Raw genomic sequence first — 13,156 nt, forward strand, 5'->3', positions numbered from 1 at the left:
CAAGACAGAGCCGGCCAGGTGGCCGCTCTGTCTTTTTTTTCGCCTTCGTTTTTCTTGCGGCCTATGACACGCTCTGACCTCGTCGAAGAACTTGCAGCCCGATTCGCGCAACTGACACATCGCGATGCCGAATACGCAGTCAAGACGATTCTCGACGCCATGAGCGAAGCACTCGTGCGCGGGCATCGCATCGAGATTCGCGGCTTCGGCAGCTTCTCGGTCAATCGGCGACCGCCGCGCATCGGACGCAATCCACGCTCGGGCGAGAGCGTGCAGATCCCCGAAAAGCGGGTACCGCATTTCAAGCCGGGCAAGGCACTGCGCGAAGCGGTAGACGCTCGCACCGCCGAGCTCGACGCCGCGAGCCGCAAGGCCTGATGGCAAAATCGTCGCGCCAACGGGGATGCGCATGAAATACCTCCTGTGGCTGCTCAAGGCAGCCATTTTTTTTACCCTCTTCGCCTTTGCGCTGAACAACCAGCAAGACGCGACGGTCTATTTCTTCTTCGGTACCTTCTGGCGCGCACCGCTCGTGCTGGTCGTGCTGGCCGCGTTCACCGGTGGCCTGGTGGTCGGCGCCCTCGGCATGCTGCCTGGCTGGTGGAAGCACCGCGTCGCCGCGACCCGAATCCCGGAGACGCTCCCCGTCGCAACGGCAGCCCCGGCGGCTAACGTGGAACTGCCTGTGGCACGACAACATGGACTTTGACTTCAGCTGGCTATTGCTCGGCTTGCCGATCGCTTTCGTTCTCGGCTGGCTGGCATCGCGCTTCGACCTGCGACAGTTGAAGCTCGAGAACCGTCAGGCACCCAAGGCCTACTTTCGGGGCCTTAACTTTCTGCTGAACGAACAGCAGGACCAGGCCATCGACGCCTTCATCGAAGCCGTGCAGAACGACCCCGATACGCAGGAACTGCACTTCGCGCTCGGCAACCTTTTTCGACGGCGCGGCGAGTACCAGCGAGCTGTGCGGGTACATGAACATCTGCTCGGACGCGGCGACCTGAGCCGCGCTGACCGCGACCGCGCGCAGCATGCATTGGCGCAAGACTTCCTGCGCGCCGGCCTGCTCGATCGCGCAGAAGCCGCACTGCAAAAGCTCGAAGGCACACGCTATGAGAACGAGGCCCGTTTGTCGTTGTTGGCGATCTACGAGCGCTCGCGCGAATGGGCGCAAGCGGCCGAGGTCGCGCAAAAACTCGATGACTCGGACCAGGCCAGCTACGGCACGCGCCGCGCCCATCATCTGTGCGAGCAAGCCGCCGAGCAGACCGCAGCGGGCGACCTTTCTGCTGCAGCGCAGTTGCTCGCTCAAGCGACCGCTCTGGCGCCGCAAGCCCCACGGCCGGCCATCGACACGGCCAACCTTCAACTGCGCAATGGCGAGTCGGCAGCGGCCTTCGAAACATTGATGGCCCTGTCGGAAGCTGCGCCGCTGGCGTTGCCGCTCTTCGCCGCGTCGTTGCAGCAGGCTGCCGTAGCGTCACAACGTGCCGGAGAAGCGCTCGCGTTGCTGCAGCGCCGTTATGCCGCGTCACCATCGATCGACGTGCTCGAGGCCGTCATCGCGCTGGGCGGCACGCCGATCCTGCCGGACGATCTCACCTCAGCCGAAGCACCGACGCCACGAGACGGCTACATCGCGCATTTGACCCATCAGCCCTCGCTTGTGGCCGCATCGCGCTGGCTCGCGGGAGAAACGCTGACCCACGAACAGTTTCATCCGCAGGTTCAACGTGCGCTTGACCAGGCCACACGGCCACTGATGCGCTACCGGTGTGCCGCTTGCGGCTTCGAGGCGCACCAGTATTTTTGGCACTGCCCGGGCTGCCAGGCATGGGACAGCTACCCGCCGCGACGTGTCGAAGAACTGTGAGTAAGAGCCAACAGAACGCTGAGCCTCACCCCAAGATTTGATGAGTTTTTGCGGCGTGGGTATTGAGACATTTGATTGGGAAATCCCGGTCAACGCCCGTTGTCGTGACTCCGTTGAAACGAAGCCGGCGCGTCTTGCGCCGTGCTTTCACATCAATAAATCAGGGAGTAGTAATCATGTTCAAGAAATTTGCAGCGGCTCTGGCCGCCATGGTGTTCGCAGTCGCTTCGTTCGCCGCAGTCGATGCCAATAAGGGTACGGCCGCAGAACTCGATGGCCTCAAAGGTGTCGGCCCCGCGATGTCGAAGCGCATCATCGATGCGCGCACCACCAGCCAGTTCAAAGACTGGCCCGACCTCATGAGCCGCGTCAAGGGCGTCAAATCCAAGACGGCAACCAAGCTTTCCAACGAAGGCTTGACCATCAACGGTGAAGCTTTCAAGGGAGCAGTCGATGCAGCACCGGCGAAGTCGGCTAAGAGCGCAAAGGTCGCCGTCAAGGAAGACGCCAAGCCGAAGGTCGCCGCCAAGCCGTGATCAGATCACGTGCTGCGATTTCAAGACGAAGTCAGCAGCAAAGAAAAAGCCGCCTTCGGGCGGTTTTTTTGCGTCTGCGTCGCCGGTGCCGGTGCAAGACGGCATCGGCATGATCGTCCGGCCCTGCGCCGTCATGCTGCAGAACATGACCGGCAAGGACAGCAACGTGATCGCCAAGGCGGCCATTCCGTTCTTCTTTTGTTTGGTAGTCTGCATCGCGCTCATGACGATTTTCCCGAGTATCGTGACCCTCCGTCCCGACCTGATGATGGGCGTAGAAAAGTAGCCAAACCATGTTCCTGCAAGGCCTCGTCATCTGCATTGCCGCGTGCGTCGGCGCTCTGTTGCGGTGGGGCGTGCAGCTCTGGCTCAACCCCGGCGGCACCTTGCCGTGGGGCACGCTGGCAGTCAATCTGGTCGGCGGCTTCCTGATCGGAATCTGCATCGCGGCCTTCGACGCCTTTCCCGATATCGACCCTGCCTGGCGCCTGATGGCGATCACCGGCTTTCTCGGCACGCTGACCACGTTTTCCAGCTTCTCCGCCGAGGTGGTCGGCATGCTGCTGCAGGGTCGCGCTGGCCTGGCGCTCGGAACCGTCGCGCTGCATCTCGGCGGCTCGCTCTGCCTGACCTGGCTCGGCTTTCGCGCGGCCCAATCCGTGCTTGCGTGAGTCGGGAAGTGCCTGTGACAGCGCACCCATGCAACGCACACCAAATGCCAAAGTAATACTTCTTCAATAAGGTCAGCCGTCGATTCCCTGCCTTCATCGTCATGGGGCTGCTGATCGTGCTTGCGACGCCGTTCGTGCTATTGAAGATGGCGACCGACTGGCAGCCAGATGCCAACCTCGAGGCCGGTCGGCAAAGCCCGAAAAACTAGCGCAGTTCGCAAGGCTCGTCCAACAAGGCGGTCGATAGAATCATTCTCGATGCCCCTGGTTTTCCTCGTCGTCCTCCCCTTCGTTGCCAGTCTGCTGGCGGCGCTGCTGCCGTCCAATGCGCGCAATCGGGAGTCGACGCTGGCAGGGCTTGTCGCGTTGGGCTGTGCGATTCAAACGGCCTGGTTTTTCCCGCGACTGGCCAACGGCAACGTGCTGCGGCAAGAGATCGAATGGTTGCCCGAACTGGGCCTCAATCTCGTGTTTCGCATGGATGGCTTCGCATGGCTGTTCTGCATGCTGGTGCTGGGCATCGGCGCGCTGGTGGTGCTCTATGCGCGCTACTACATGTCGGCATCGGACCCGGTGCCACGCTTCTTCTCGTTCTTCCTCGCATTCATGGGCGCGATGATGGGCGTGGTGCTCTCGGGCAACCTGATGCAGATGGTGTTTTTCTGGGAGCTCACCAGCCTCTTCTCGTTCCTGCTCATCGGCTACTGGCACCACCGGCGCGACGCCCGACGCGGCGCTCGCATGGCGCTCACCGTGACAGGTGCCGGCGGGCTCTGCCTGTTGGCCGGCGTGCTGGTGCTGGGCCGCATCGTTGGCAGCTACGACCTCGATGTCATACTCGCTTCGGGCCAACTGATCCGCAGCGACACGCTCTACCCGGTCGTGCTGGTGCTGGTGCTGCTCGGCGCCTTCACCAAGAGCGCGCAGTTTCCGTTTCACTTCTGGCTGCCGCGCGCCATGGCGGCGCCGACCCCCGTGTCGGCTTACCTGCATTCGGCCACGATGGTGAAGCTCGGCGTGTTCCTGATGGCCCGGCTGTGGCCGGTCCTGTCGGGCACTGAAGAATGGTTCTGGCTGGTCGGTGGCGCCGGCGCCATCACGCTGCTGCTCGGTGGCTTCATCGCGATGTTCCAGCGCGACCTGAAGGCGCTGCTCGCTTACTCGACCATCTCGCACCTCGGCCTCATCACGCTGCTGCTCGGGCTCAACAGCCCACTGGCTGCGGTGGCAGCCGTCTTCCACATCATGAATCACGCGACCTTCAAGGCGTCGCTGTTCATGGCCGCCGGCATCATCGACCACGAGAGCGGCACGCGGGATATCCGCAAGCTGAGCGGGCTGCTCAAGCTGATGCCGATCACCGGCACGCTGGCGATCATCGCGAGCGCATCAATGGCCGGCGTGCCGCTGCTCAACGGCTTTTTATCGAAGGAAATGTTCTTCGCCGAAACCGTGTTTATTCAATCGACTCCGTTGATCAACTGGGGCCTGCCGACTCTGGCGACGCTCGCGGGCATCTTCAGCGTGACCTATTCGGCGCGCTTCGTGTTCGACGTGTTCTTCGGCCCGACCTGCGCGTCGCCCGACGTGCCACGTACGCCGCACGAGCCGCCGCACTGGATGCGGGTGCCTGTCGAACTGCTGGTGTTGCTTTGTCTGGTCGTCGGCGTCGCGCCCGCCTGGTCGATCGGCGCGCTGCTGGCGACCGCGGCCGCGCCGGTGGTCGGTGGCGAACTGCCCGAATACAGCCTGGCGGTGTGGCACGGTTTCAATCTGCCGCTGATGATGAGCTTCGTCGCGCTGGTCGGTGGTGCGGCGTTGTACCTGCTGCAGCGCAAGCGCCGCGCGGCGGGCGCCCTGGAGCAAACACCGTTGCTGCATCGGTTCGATGGCCAGCGCATGTTCGAGCATGCGCTCGCACAGTTGAGCGAGGCAGGCCGCCGCAGTCGGCGTCTGCTCGGCACGCGCCGGCTGCAGTCGCAACTGCTGCTGCTCATCGGCTTCGCTGTCGTTGCCGCAGGCGCTGCGCTCTGGCAAACGCCGGCGGTACGCGGTGGCCGCGAGTTGCTGCCGTTCTCCCCGATGTTCGCCATGACCTGGCTCATCGGCATCGTGTGCGCGCTGGGCGCAGCGTGGCAGGCCAAGTTCCACCGCCTCGCCGCGCTCATGCTGGCGTCGGGCGCCGGGCTGGTCTGCTGCATCACTTTCATCTGGTTCTCCGCGCCCGACCTGGCGCTGACGCAACTGGTTGTCGAGGCCGTCACCACCGTGCTGATGCTGCTCGGCCTGCGCTGGCTGCCGATGCGCAAAGAGGCAACGCAGCCGGCCCGCACACAGCTGCGGCAATGGAGTCGCCGCGGTCGCGACGTGCTGCTTGCGACAGCGGCGGGCGCGGGTATGGCGTCGCTCGCTTGGCTCTTCATGACGCGGCCGTTTCCGCTCAGCATCTCGCCCTTCTTTCTTGAACATGCACAGACCGAAGGCGGCGGCACCAATGTCGTCAACGTGATGTTGGTCGACTTCCGCGGCTTCGATACCTTCGGCGAGATCACCGTGCTCGGCGTGGTCGCACTCACGATCTACGCACTGCTGCGCCGCTTTCGGCCGGCGCCCGAATCGATGGCCTTGCCGGCGCAACAACGCGCGCAGGACGACGGCAGCAGCGACCTGCTCAACCCGCGGCTCGCCAAAGACACGGCCGTCGGCTACCTGATGGTGCCGGCCGTGCTGGTGCGCCTGCTGCTGCCGCTGGCGGTGCTGGTGTCCATTTACTTCTTCATGCGTGGTCACAACGCGCCGGGCGGCGGCTTTGTCGCCGGGCTGGTGATGTCGGTCGCGCTGCTGCTGCAGTTCATCGTGTCGGGGACCGAATGGGTCGAGGAGCACTTGCGCATCTATCCTCGGCGCTGGATCGCTATCGGCCTGTTGCTGGCGCTGGTGACCGGCGGTGGGTCGGTGGTGCTTGGCTATCCGTTCATGACGACGCACACCGCGCACCTGCATCTGCCCCTGCTGGGCGAAGTGCACGTGCCGAGCGCGCTCTTCTTCGACATCGGCGTGTTCGCACTGGTGCTCGGCGCCACCATGCTGATACTCACCGCGCTCGCGCACCAATCGGTGCGCAGCCACCGCTGGGCCGAAGAGCAGGACGAGCGCGAGGCCGAGGCCAAAGCGGCCACAGCGTCGGCCTTATCCGCCCCACCCGCAGAGGCCGCTGCCTGATGGAACTCGTTCTCGCCATCGCGATCGGCGTGCTCACCGGCTCCGGCATCTACCTGCTGCTGCGCCCGCGCACGTTCCAGGTCATCGTCGGTCTCACGCTGATGTCGTATGCCGTCAACTTGTTCATGTTCAGCACCGGCCGGCTGGCGGTCGACAGTGAACCGGTGCTGGTGAAGGGGCTCAAGGCCACGCTCGCCAACACCGCCGATCCGATGCCGCAGGCGCTGGTGCTCACCGCCATCGTCATCGGCTTCGCGATGACCGCGTTGTTCCTCGTCGTGCTGCTGGCCTCACGCGGACTGACCAGCACCGACCACGTCGACGGCGAAGAGGTCCGGCGTGAATGAGCTGACCCACATGCTCGACCGGCTGCTCGAGTTCAGCATGCCGCACCTGGTCGCTGTGCCGATCCTGGTGCCGATGTTCACCGCCGCGCTCATGCTGCTGCTGGGCGAACAGCAGCGACGGCTCAAGTCCGCGGTGAGCGTGATCTCCGGCTTGGTCGGCCTGCTGGCGGCGCTGGCGTTGCTGCGCTGGGTAAACGCACCTGACACCGGCACCGGGCCGGGCTCCATCGGCGTCTACCTGCCCGGTAACTGGAAGGCGCCCTTCGGCATCGTGCTGGTGGCGGACCGGCTCTCCACCATGATGGTGGCACTCACCGGCGTGATCGCTTTCGCGGCATCGATTTATTCGACCTCCCGATGGGACCGTGCCGGCGTGCACTTTCATCCCTTGCTGCAACTGCAGTTGATGGGCCTGAATGGCGCGTTCCTCACCGGCGACCTGTTCAACCTCTTCGTGTTCTTCGAGGTGATGCTGGCGGCTTCCTACGGCTTGCTGCTGCACGGCTCTGGCCGTTTGCGGGTGCAGGCAGGCCTGCATTACATCGCGATAAACCTCGCGGCGTCGTCGCTGTTCCTCGTCGGCGCAGCGATGCTCTACGGCGCGACAGGCACGCTCAACATGGCCGACCTCGGCATGCGTATCGCGCAGATCGCGCCGGCCGACCGCGGCCTTGTCCATGCGGCGGCCGCCATCTTGGCGACGGCCTTCTTCGCGAAGGCGGGCGCGTGGCCGCTCAACTTCTGGCTGGTGCCGGCGTACAGCGCCGCCGTATCGCCGGTCGGTGCGGTGTTCGCGTTGCTCACCAAACTCGGCATCTACACGATCCTGCGTTTGTGGACCACGCTCTTCGCGCCCGACACCGGCCTGTCTGCGCAATTCGGCCAGGGCGTGCTCATCGGTGTCGGGCTCGTCACGCTGTGCATCGGCGCGCTCGGCATCGTCGGCACGCAGCGGCTGTCGAACCTCGCCGGCTACAGTGTGCTCATCTCCGCCGGCACGCTGCTCGCGGCGGTCGGGCTGGGCGACCCGGCCGTGTGGGCCGGTGCGCTCTACTACCTGGTGAGTTCGACCCTCGCGGTCAGCGCGTTCTTCCTGCTGATCGACATGATCGAGCGCTGGCGCAACGCCGGCGTGAGCATCGCGCCGCACGAGCAATCGGGCAATGCCCCCTTTTTGGCCGAAGATCTGAAGCCGCTCGCCGACGTCAACCTCGACGACGAACAGCAGGCGCTCTATGGCCGCGCCATTCCGGCCGGCATCGCGTTCCTCGGCCTGAGCTTCATGGCCTGCACGCTGTTGCTGGCGGGCTTGCCACCGCTCTCCGGCTTCGTCGGCAAGTTCGCGATGCTGTCGGGACTGCTCGATGCACCCGTGGTGACGCCGGCCGGCATCGCCTTCATGGTGCTGCTGATCACCTCGGGCTTCCTGACGTTGCTCGCGTTGAGCCGCGCCGGCATCCGGCATTTCTGGACGCAGGTGCACGCGACCATGCCTTCGTTGCCCGCGCTCGAAGTGCTGCCCGTCGCGGCGCTCCTGGTCGCCGCCGCAGCCTGGACGATTGCAGCAAACCCGGTCATGCACCACGCGATCGAAACCGCCAATGGGTTGCACACGGCCACGGCCTACCGGCACGCGGTGATGAACGCGCGGCAGGTTGCCAATCCAGTACCCAAACGTGCAGCCGCCGCGCCGGGCCCAGTTTCTGGTGAGGTCGTGCAATGAAGCGCTGGCTGCCCTCGCCGCCGCTCTCGCTCGCGCTCTTCATCGTGTGGCTGCTGCTCAACCAGTCGATGGATTACTCGACGCTGTTGCTCGCCGCCATCCTGGCGATCGCGGTGCCGCTGCTCACGCGCAGCCTGCGCCCCGCCACCGTGCGCATGCAACGGCCCGGCGTCGCGCTGATGCTCGTCGGGCGCGTCATGGTCGACCTGTCGGTGTCGGCATGGACGGTCGCTCGCATGCTGCTCACGCGCCGCACCGCAGACATCCACTCTGCATTCGTCAAGGTGCCGCTCCAGATGCGCGACCCCAACGGCCTGGCCGTGCTGGCGATGATCCTGTGCCTGACGCCCGGTACTGCGTGGGCCGAGCTGTCGTTCGACAGCTCCGTGCTGCTGATCCACGTGTTCGATGTCGACGACGAGGCCGCATTCATCGCGCAAGTGCAGCAAAGGTACGAGCGCCCCCTCATGGAGATTTTCGAATCATGACGCCGGTGCTGCTCTGGGCGCTCAAGCTGGCACTGCTGCTGCTGGCGGTCGCGATGCTGTGCGCGCTCGCCCGCCTGACGATCGGCCCCACCGCTCAGGACCGCATCACCGCGCTCGACTGTCTCTACATCAACGGCATGCTGATGATGCTGGTGCTCGGCATCGTGTACGCGAGCAATGTGTACTTCGAGGCGGCGCTGCTGATCGCGCTGTTCGGCTTCGTCGGCTCGACGGCGTTGGCCAAGTTTTTGTTGCGTGGCGAGGTGATCGAATGAACGACGCTTTTCTCGGCGGCCCGTTGCCGCTTTGGGCAGAGATCGTCACCGCGGTGTTCGTGGTGGTAGGCGCCGCCTTTGCCGCCATCGGCTCATTCGGGCTGGTGCGCCTGCCGACCTTTTTCCGGCGCATCCATGCGCCCACCATCGGCGCCACGCTGGGCGTGTGGTGCATGACGATCGCGACGATCGTCTACTTCTCAGTGCAGGGCGGCAACCTGTTCTTGCACGCTCTTCTCATCGCAGTTTTCGTCGCGCTGACAGCACCGGTGACGACGATATTTTTGATGCGGGCGGCCCTGTTCAGAGAACGTCAAAAAGGGGGCGATGTTCCGCCGGCGTCGAAACGCGATTAAGGTGGCGCCTATGAGCAAATCGATCATTGCCCGGCTCGGGCTGTATGGCCTGTTGGCGTTACTTGGCATGGCCTGCTGCGCCTCCGCGCTCGCGCAAGACGCACCGAAAGTTCCGATCCAGACCGATGACAAGGGCAGCGTCTACGTCGCACCCAATGTTTCGTCGACAGAGACCTCGATGGACGCGAAAGGCGCCACGGTCGGCGTTCAGCAGAAGGACGGCAGCGGTGTCTACACCGGCATGGACACATCGACTGCGCGTCCAACTTATTCGGTAGGCGGCAGCACCGGTGGCAACACGTCTTTCTCGGCGGGCGTCAACTCCAACGGAAAAGAGAACAAGGGCATGAAGGCCGGTATCACCATCAAGTACTGATCGCAGGCCGATGGGCCCGCGGCGCTTCCGAGTCGCTTATTCCTTGCTTATTCCTTCACCGACCCCGTCATCCCGGACACGTAGTACTCGACGAAGAACGAGTAGATAAAAGCCACCGGCAGCGAGCCGAGCAGCGCACCGGCCATGAGCGGGCCCCACTGGTACACGTCGCCCTGCACCAGCTCTGTGACCACGCCGACCGGCAAGGTTTTCATCTCGGATGACGAGATGAATGTCAGCGCATAGATGAACTCGTTCCACGACAGCGTGAAGGCAAAGATGCCGGCCGAGATCAAGCCCGGCACAGCCAGCGGCAGCACGATCTTGATCAGGATCTGCCAGCGATTAGCGCCATCGATCAGCGCGCACTCTTCGAGCTCGGCCGGGATCGACCTGAAGTAACCCATCAACAGCCAGGTGCAGAAGGGAATCAGGAAAGTCGGGTACGTAAGGATGAGCGCCCAGCGCGAGTCGAACAGGCCGAGGTTGAACACCACATTAGCCAACGGAATGAACAGGATCGACGGCGGCACCATGTACGCCAAGAAGATCGACAGGCCGACCTGCTTGGAGCCGGTAAAGCGCAGCCGTTCGATGGCGTAAGCCGCGAACACCGAGGCTGCGAGCGAGACGAAGGTCGACACGACGGAGACCAGCACCGTGTTCCACAGCCACTGCGGATACGAGGTTTCAAACAGCAGCTTGTAGAAGTGCCCGAGGGTCGGCTTGATCACCCAGAACGGATTGCCGTCGCGCGACAGCAGCTCCGCATCAGGCTTCACCGAAGTGATCGCCATCCAGTAGAACGGGAACAGCAGCACGATCAAAAAGACCAGCAGCGGCAAATACACCGTCACCATCTTGCGTGGCAACGAGTCCAGAAAACTCATGCCGACGGTGTCGACCTGGTTGTTGGGATTGCTCATTTGTCGCTTCCGCCTTGTTGCCATGCACGGCGTTGGAGGCCGAAGAAACTGAACATCACGCAGGCCAGCAGGAACGGCACCATTGCGATGGCAATGGCGGCGCCCTCACCGAGCGCACCGCCGGAGATGGCACGCTGGAACGACAGGGTCGCCATCAGGTGGGTCGCGTTGAGCGGGCCGCCACGGGTGATGACGTAGATCAACTGGAAGTCGGTGAACGTGAACAGCACCGAGAAAGTCATGACCACCGCGATGATGGGCGTCAGCAGCGGCATCGTCACGTGGCGGAACTGCTGCCACGGCGTCGCCCCGTCGATGGCCGACGCTTCATAGTACGAAGGCGAAATCGTCTGCAGGCCGGCGAGCAAGGTGATGGCCACGAAAGGCACGCCGCGCCACACGTTGGCGATGATGACCGCGATGCGCGCGTTCCACGGGCTACCGAGAAAGTCGATGTACGTATCGATCAGCCCCATCTTCACCAGAGCCCAACTGATGATGGAAAACTGCGAGTCGTAGATCCACCAGAACGCGATGGCCGACAGCGCGGTCGGCACGATGTACGGCAGCAGGATCACCGCGCGGAAAAAGGTCTTGAAGCGGATGTTCTTGTTCAGAAGAATTGCAAGCCACAAGCCCAGAATGAACTTGAACACGCTCGCCACGGCTGTGTAGAAGAGCGTGTTGAAAAGTGCGAGCCGCACCACGGCGTCGCCCCACAGGTACTCGTAGTTTTCAAGCCCGACCCAATGGCCGGGCCGGCCGACCTTGGCATCGGTGAAGCCCAGGTAGGTGCCCAGCCCCAGCGGGTACGTCAAGAACAGCAGCAGCAATACCGCGGCCGGCAACATGAACATGAAGCCGAGCGCGTTGCGACTGTTCTGCATCCTTGCGAGCAGAGGCATCGGGCGCGCCGCGGCGGCTGGCTGCAGCCGACCGCCGTTGGCCCCTGACGATGAAGTGACGACCCGTGGTGTGGACATTTATCTGGCGACTTCTCTGAGCTGGTAAAGCTTGTAGTTAAAGCTTGTAGTAACGCTCGGCGCGCTTCTGTGCGCGCTCGGCGGCTTCCTTCGGCGTCTTGGCGCCGCTGGCGGCTTCAGCCACCATGTTCGGAATGATGAAGTCCGCTGCCGCACCAGCCGAGGCGTAACCCAGCTTGCCGTCGTAGCCCGCAGGACGCAGGTTCTTCACCGAATCGCGGTACGGCGTGTTCTTCGGATCCGAGCTCCAGATCGTGTTCGCTTCGTAAGCACGCAAGGGCTGTGCGACGTACCCGCCGCCACCTTGAAGCCACGGATCGAACTGTTCTTTTTCCATCATGAACCGCAGGAATTCCTTGGATGCCTGCGGAAATTTCGTGTACTTCATGATCATCTGGTTGAAGAACAAGTGCGACTCGGTCGGCACGCCGACCGGGCCGATCGGGAACACCGCGTGGTTGATGTCGGCGGCCATCTCCTTGACCTTGGGGTCCGGCGAATTCTTGGCGGCGTAGTAGATCGAGATGCCGTTGTTGGTCACGCTGATCTGGCCATCGAGGAAAGCCTTGTTGTTGTTCGGGTCGAGCCACGACAAGGTGCCAGGAATGAAGTTGGCGTAGAGCTCCTTGCTGTACTCCAGTGCCTTGATGGTCTCCGGGCTGTCGATCACGACCTTGTTGGTCTTGTCGACCAACTTGCCGCCGAATGCCCAGACCAGCCAGTTGGTCCATACGCTGTCGCCGGTCGCATTGCCGAGCGCCATGCCACCGGGCGTGCCCTTTTCTTTCAGCGCCTTCAACAGTTTCAGGAAGTCGTCGGTGTTCTTCGGGAAGGTGTCGAACCCGGCTGCCTTGACCATGCTCTCGCGATACACGATGAGCGAGCCCGACGCGCCGAGCGGCAAGCCCAGCCACTTCTTGCCGTCGGGCCGCATGAAGGCCTCACCGGCCGGATACCAGCCGCCGTACTTCTTGCCGAGGTATTCGGCCAGGTCGGTCACGTCGAGCAGCTTGTCGGGGTACAGGTTGGCATCGTCGTTGGTCGACAGAATGATGTCGGGGCCGGCACCGGTGTTGGCCGCCACTGCCGCCTTGGGACGCACGTCTTCCCAGCCCTCGTTGTCGACGCGCACCTCGACACCCGTGACTTCGGTGAATTTCTTGACGTTCGCCATGTAGGCGTCGATGTCGCCCTGCACGAAACGGCTCCAGCGCAAAACGCGCAGCTTGGCGCCTTTTTCGGGTTTAAAGGTCATCGTCTGCGCTTGCGCCGACGAAGAGAACAGCGCAGTGCCGGTGCCGAGTGTGGCTACTGCGGCGACGCCGGCAGAGCTTTCCAGAAACTTGCGGCGGTTGAAGTCACTCATTCATGTCTCC

At 63.4% G+C, this 13,156-nt stretch carries 15 protein-coding genes and 1 pseudogene; 13 read left to right on the forward strand and 3 right to left on the reverse strand.

The features are described 5' to 3' along the window. Nucleotides 1-63: 63 nt before the first annotated feature. The 13 genes and pseudogenes from RCH10_RS17795 to RCH10_RS17855 all read left to right on the forward strand — a co-directional run bounded on the left by RCH10_RS17795 (nucleotide 64) and on the right by RCH10_RS17855 (nucleotide 9,871). Nucleotides 64-378: an integration host factor subunit beta gene (locus RCH10_RS17795; RefSeq protein WP_187051069.1), complete on the forward strand. Its 315-nt coding sequence runs from the start codon at nucleotides 64-66 to the stop codon at nucleotides 376-378. Between the two features lie 31 nt (nucleotides 379-409). Beyond that, complete coding sequence (locus RCH10_RS17800; RefSeq protein WP_187051068.1) at nucleotides 410-709, forward strand: lipopolysaccharide assembly LapA domain-containing protein; 300 nt, start codon at nucleotides 410-412, stop codon at nucleotides 707-709. Then, nucleotides 699-1,877 (forward strand): lipopolysaccharide assembly protein LapB, encoded by a 1,179-nt coding sequence (gene lapB, locus RCH10_RS17805; protein ID WP_187051067.1) that lies wholly within the window; start codon nucleotides 699-701, stop codon nucleotides 1,875-1,877. Before RCH10_RS17800 ends, lapB begins: the two co-directional genes overlap by 11 nt. A gap of 176 nt (nucleotides 1,878-2,053) precedes the next feature. Continuing rightward, nucleotides 2,054-2,413, forward strand: a complete 360-nt coding sequence (locus RCH10_RS17810; protein ID WP_323497380.1) for a helix-hairpin-helix domain-containing protein — start codon at nucleotides 2,054-2,056, stop codon at nucleotides 2,411-2,413. 133 nt (nucleotides 2,414-2,546) lie between these two features. Further along, nucleotides 2,547-2,699: pseudogene (locus RCH10_RS17815) on the forward strand (C4-dicarboxylate ABC transporter permease); the annotation flags it as partial. 7 nt (nucleotides 2,700-2,706) lie between these two features. After that, complete coding sequence (crcB, locus tag RCH10_RS17820) at nucleotides 2,707-3,084, forward strand: fluoride efflux transporter CrcB (RefSeq protein ID WP_409053417.1); 378 nt, start codon at nucleotides 2,707-2,709, stop codon at nucleotides 3,082-3,084. Between the two features lie 258 nt (nucleotides 3,085-3,342). Continuing rightward, entirely contained in the window at nucleotides 3,343-6,306 is a 2,964-nt protein-coding gene (locus RCH10_RS17825) for a monovalent cation/H+ antiporter subunit A (RefSeq protein WP_409053418.1), read from the forward strand. Further along, nucleotides 6,306-6,653, forward strand: a complete 348-nt coding sequence (locus RCH10_RS17830) for a Na+/H+ antiporter subunit C (protein ID WP_409053419.1) — start codon at nucleotides 6,306-6,308, stop codon at nucleotides 6,651-6,653. The genes RCH10_RS17825 and RCH10_RS17830 overlap by 1 nt, the downstream gene beginning before the upstream one ends. Before the next feature lie 37 nt (nucleotides 6,654-6,690). After that, nucleotides 6,691-8,376 carry a monovalent cation/H+ antiporter subunit D gene (locus tag RCH10_RS17835; RefSeq protein WP_409053520.1) on the forward strand — a complete coding sequence of 562 codons (1,686 nt, stop codon included), beginning with the start codon at nucleotides 6,691-6,693 and terminating at the stop codon, nucleotides 8,374-8,376. Further along, nucleotides 8,373-8,864, forward strand: a complete 492-nt coding sequence (locus RCH10_RS17840; RefSeq protein ID WP_409053420.1) for a Na+/H+ antiporter subunit E — start codon at nucleotides 8,373-8,375, stop codon at nucleotides 8,862-8,864. The genes RCH10_RS17835 and RCH10_RS17840 overlap by 4 nt, the downstream gene beginning before the upstream one ends. Beyond that, entirely contained in the window at nucleotides 8,861-9,139 is a 279-nt protein-coding gene (locus tag RCH10_RS17845) for a K+/H+ antiporter subunit F (RefSeq protein ID WP_187051061.1), read from the forward strand. The genes RCH10_RS17840 and RCH10_RS17845 overlap by 4 nt, the downstream gene beginning before the upstream one ends. Then, nucleotides 9,136-9,495, forward strand: coding sequence for a monovalent cation/H(+) antiporter subunit G (mnhG, locus tag RCH10_RS17850; RefSeq protein WP_409053421.1), 360 nt, complete (start codon nucleotides 9,136-9,138; stop codon nucleotides 9,493-9,495). The genes RCH10_RS17845 and mnhG overlap by 4 nt, the downstream gene beginning before the upstream one ends. 10 nt (nucleotides 9,496-9,505) lie before the next feature. Further along, nucleotides 9,506-9,871: a hypothetical protein gene (locus tag RCH10_RS17855; protein WP_409053422.1), complete on the forward strand. Its 366-nt coding sequence runs from the start codon at nucleotides 9,506-9,508 to the stop codon at nucleotides 9,869-9,871. 47 nt (nucleotides 9,872-9,918) lie between these two features. Here the strand turns inward: RCH10_RS17855 and RCH10_RS17860 are convergent, their stop codons facing one another. The 3 genes from RCH10_RS17860 to RCH10_RS17870 form a co-directional block, all read right to left on the reverse strand. Next, nucleotides 9,919-10,797 (reverse strand): carbohydrate ABC transporter permease, encoded by an 879-nt coding sequence (locus RCH10_RS17860; RefSeq protein WP_323497387.1) that lies wholly within the window; start codon nucleotides 10,795-10,797, stop codon nucleotides 9,919-9,921. Continuing rightward, the gene (locus tag RCH10_RS17865; protein WP_409053521.1) at nucleotides 10,794-11,696 is read right to left on the reverse strand and encodes a carbohydrate ABC transporter permease; all 903 of its coding nucleotides are present in this window, start codon (nucleotides 11,694-11,696) and stop codon (nucleotides 10,794-10,796) included. Before RCH10_RS17865 ends, RCH10_RS17860 begins: the two co-directional genes overlap by 4 nt. Before the next feature lie 121 nt (nucleotides 11,697-11,817). After that, entirely contained in the window at nucleotides 11,818-13,146 is a 1,329-nt protein-coding gene (locus tag RCH10_RS17870; protein ID WP_409053423.1) for an ABC transporter substrate-binding protein, read from the reverse strand. Between the last annotated feature and the right edge of the window lie 10 nt (nucleotides 13,147-13,156).

This window comes from Variovorax sp. GrIS 2.14, assembly GCF_046115955.1.
Taxonomy (GTDB): Bacteria; Pseudomonadota; Gammaproteobacteria; order Burkholderiales; family Burkholderiaceae_C; genus Variovorax.